The following is a 255-nucleotide window of genomic DNA, read 5'->3' as shown; positions in this document are numbered from 1 at the left end:
GTAAGGCGGTTCTCCTTCGCGCAGTGCCCGCACCGGGCACACGTACGGGAGGTGTTGGCAGGGTTCACTGCGATCAGCTCTCGACCGGCGCTTTCAGCCTTGTGCGCGAGGACCGTCAGGAACACCCCCCAACCCGCATCCAGAATCGAACGGTTCAGCCCGGACTTGGCGGACCCGCCGTTGGGCAGATAGCCGCCCTCGCCGTCCGGTCTCGGGGCGGCCCGCCTGGTCATGTTGGTGATCTTCAACGCCTCG

General features: G+C 66.7%; 1 protein-coding gene. It reads right to left on the bottom strand.

Annotated elements, in window-relative coordinates:
• Positions 1–255 (bottom strand): zinc ribbon domain-containing protein (locus tag QSK17_RS35970; RefSeq protein ID WP_285711174.1); only part of this gene is annotated, 255 nt, incomplete at both ends.

It is taken from the genome of Microtetraspora sp. NBRC 16547, assembly GCF_030268965.1.
Classification (GTDB): Bacteria; Actinomycetota; Actinomycetes; order Streptosporangiales; family Streptosporangiaceae; genus Microtetraspora.
This window is presented reverse-complemented; position numbering and strand designations above follow the sequence as displayed.